The sequence below is a fragment of the Kitasatospora sp. NPDC001225 genome, assembly GCF_053597855.1.
Genome location: NZ_JBSFJC010000306.1, coordinates 1 through 3353, shown reverse-complemented (window position 1 = coordinate 3353; position 3353 = coordinate 1). Strand labels below are relative to the sequence as shown.

General features: G+C 73.4%; 2 protein-coding genes. One reads left to right on the top strand and one right to left on the bottom strand.

What is annotated here, in order from left to right; genetic code table 11:
* Positions 1–2038 (top strand): endonuclease/exonuclease/phosphatase family protein (locus tag ACWDCZ_RS39630; RefSeq protein ID WP_449818503.1); only part of this gene is annotated, 2038 nt, incomplete at its 5' end.
* An 87-nt stretch (positions 2039–2125) separates the two neighbouring features.
* Here the strand turns inward: ACWDCZ_RS39630 and ACWDCZ_RS39625 are convergent.
* A complete protein-coding gene (locus ACWDCZ_RS39625) occupies positions 2126–3349 on the bottom strand; it encodes an FAD-dependent monooxygenase (protein WP_449818504.1) in 1224 nt (407 codons plus the stop codon).
* Positions 3350–3353: the final 4 nt, after the last annotated feature.

Below are 3353 nucleotides of genomic sequence, written 5' to 3'. Positions count from 1 at the left end.
GGGCGCCGCGCTGCCGACGCCGGACGCCACCGGCACGATCGCCATGTCCGCGACCTCCGGCAAGGTCGCCCTCGTCACCAACGGCACGGCGCTGACCTGCACTTCGGGCTGCGCGAGCCAGTCCGGGGTGAAGGACCTGGTCGGCTACGGCAGCGGCGCGAGCTCCGCCGAGGGGACGCCGACCGGCAACCTGTCGAACTCCACCGCCGCCCTGCGCACCGGCGGCGGCGCCACCGACACCGACAACAACGCGGCGGACTTCGCGATCACCGCGCCCGTGCCGCGCAACTCCTCCTCCACCGGCACCGGCGGCAACCCCGCCGGCACCCGCATCCACGACATCCAGGGCGCCGCCCGCACCTCCCCGCTGGCGGGCAGCGCGGTCAGCGCCGTGCCCGGTGTGGTGACGGCCGTCGGCCCCAACGGCTTCTGGTACCAGGACCCGCAGCCCGACAACGACCCCGGCACCAGCGAGGGCATCTACGTCTACACCGCCGGCGCGCCCTCGGTCGCGGTGGGCGACTCGGTGACGGTGAACGCCACCGTCACCCAGTACCGCCCCGGCGGCACCGGCGGTACCACCAACCTGTCGATCACCGAACTGACCGCGCCCACCGTCACGGTGGTCGCCCACAACGTCGCGCTGCCCGCCGCCACCGTGGTCGGCCAGGGCGGGCGGGTGCCCCCGTCCGCGGTCATCTCCAGCGTCACCTCCGGCGACGTCGAGGCCGCCGGGAACTTCCAGCCCGCCACCGACGGCCTGGACTTCTGGGAGTCCCTGGAGGGCATGCGGGTCGAGATCGACAACGCGGCCGTGGTCGGCCCGACCAACAAGTACGGCGAGCTCGCCGTCGTCCCGCCGGGCAGCACCACCCGCACCAACCGGGGCGGCATCCTGCTCCAGGCGAACGACGGCAACCCGGAGCGGGTCGTCCTCGGGAAGGCGCTCGCGCCCACCCCGACTGCCAACGTCGGCGACACCCTGACCGGAGCCACCGTCGGCGTGCTCGACTACGCCTTCGGCAACTTCACCCTCCAGGTCACCGCGACCCCGGCGGTCACCTCCGGCGGCATCGCGCCCGAGACCACCGCCGCACCGACGGCCGGGCAGCTCGCCGCGGCCACCTTCAACGTGGAGAACCTCGCCCCCTCCGACCCGCAGAGCAAGTTCGACGGCCTCGCGGCGGGCATCGTGACCAACCTGCGCTCGCCCGACCTGGTCGCCCTCGAGGAGATCCAGGACAACAGCGGCGCCACCGACGACGGCACGGTCAGCGCCACCCAGACCCTGGCCAAGCTCACCGCGGCCATCACCGCGGCCGGCGGCCCCTCCTACTCCTACCGCGAGATCGACCCGGTGGACGGCCAGGACGGCGGGCAGCCCGGCGGCAACATCCGCCAGGTGTTCCTGTTCCGCACCGACCGCGGCCTCTCCTTCACCGACCGCCCCGGCGCCGGATCCACCACCGCCGACTCCGTGGTGAACGCGGGCGGCACACCGCAGCTCGCCTACTCGCCCGGGCGGATCGACCCGACCAACTCGGCGTTCAACTCCAGCCGCAAGCCGCTGGCCGGCGAGTTCCGCTGGAACGGCAAGCCGGTCTTCGTGATCGCCAACCACTTCAACTCCAAGGGCGGCGACCAGCCCCTCTTCGGCCGCTACCAGCCGCCGGCCCACCCCTCGGAGACCCAGCGCCACGCCCAGGCGACCGCGGTGAAGGGCTTCACCGACCAGATCCTGGCCGTGGACCCGAACGCCTCGGTCATCGTGCTCGGCGACCTCAACGACTTCGAGTTCTCGCAGACCGCCGACATCCTCACCGCCGGCGGCTCGCTCACCGACCTGCCGCGCACCCTGCCGCTGCCCGAGCGCTACACCTACGTGTACGAGGGCAACTCGCAGGTGCTGGACCACATCCTGATCTCCGGCGCGCTCGCGGCCACGTCGTACAGCTACGACATCGTGCACATCAACAGCGAGTTCAGCACGCAGCTCAGCGACCACGACCCGCAGGTGGTGCGCATCCCGCTGCCGTAACGGCTGAGGCCGATGGTGCCGGTCTCCCTGTTTCTGGGGAGGCCGGCACCGGTGGTCCGGTGGTCCGTCGTCCGATCGTCCTGACCGTCACAGCCGTCCGGCGTAGTCCGGAAGCCGCAGGTCCGAGTGGACGGCCCGGGCCGTCCGGGCACTCGGCGTCGCCAGCTCGCTCGCGGCGGACTCCGGATCGCGCACCACGGCGTTGCGGGCCTCCAACTGCTCCCGTGTCCTCGGCGCCACCGACGTGCCGCCTCCGGTGGCCAGCGCCTGGTTGCGCTCGGCGAAGGGGCGCATCCGGCGCTCGTAGGCCGCGAAGGCGGCGGTGTGGTCGGAGCGCGCGGCCAGTTCGCCGGCCAGGACGTACGCGCCGACCAGGGCGAGGCTGGACCCCTGGCCGGACAGGAACGACGTGGCGTGCGCGGCGTCGCCCGCGAGGACCACCCGCCCGTGCGACCAGCTGGGCAGGTGGATCTGGCTGACGACGTCGAAGAAGAGGTCCTCGGCGTCCCGCATCGCCGCCACCAGGCGCGGCAGGTGCCAGACCCGCTCCGGGAACCGCGCGGCGACCAGCTCGCGCTGGGCCCGCGGATCGCGGAAGGCCTCGAAGGGCGGGTCGTCGCGGGTGAAGGTGAGGAAGCCGTGGAGCCGGTCGGCCGGTTCGTGCGCGTTGAGGACCGCGCCGCGGCCGACGTCGTTCCAGACGACGGCCTCGCGGACGAGGCCGAACTCGTTCGGGAGCGTGAAGCCGGCGAAGACGTGCCCGAGGTAGCGGTGGAAGGCCTCCTCGGGGCCGAGGACCAGCCGGCGGGTGTTCGAGTGCAGGCCGTCCGCGCCGACCACGAGGTCGAAGCTGCGGCGGGCGCCGCTGTCGAACCGCACGTGGACGGCCTCCCCGTCGTCCTCCAGTGCGGCGATCGAGTCCTCGAAGAGGAACTCGACCCGGCCGCGCAGCGGCTCCTGGAGGGCGTCGGCCAGGTCGCCGCGCCGGACCTCCAGGTCGTGGCCGGCCGCGCCGCCGGTCAGCTGTTCCGGGCGCAGCGAGCCGACGGTCCGCCCGACGGAATCGACGAAGGTGATTCGCTGGCTGTCGACGTGGGCGGCGCGCAGGCGCGGCAGCAGCCCCATGCGCTCCACGACCTCGCGGGCGGGCCCGCGGACGTCGATGGCGTAGCCGCCCCCGCGCACGGCGGCGGCCTTCTCGACGACGGTCACCTCGAATCCGTACCGGTCGAGCCAGTACGCGAGCGCGGGGCCCGCGATGCTGGCCCCGGAGACGAGGACGCGACGGGCGGGGCGTGACACGGTGTTCATGGCC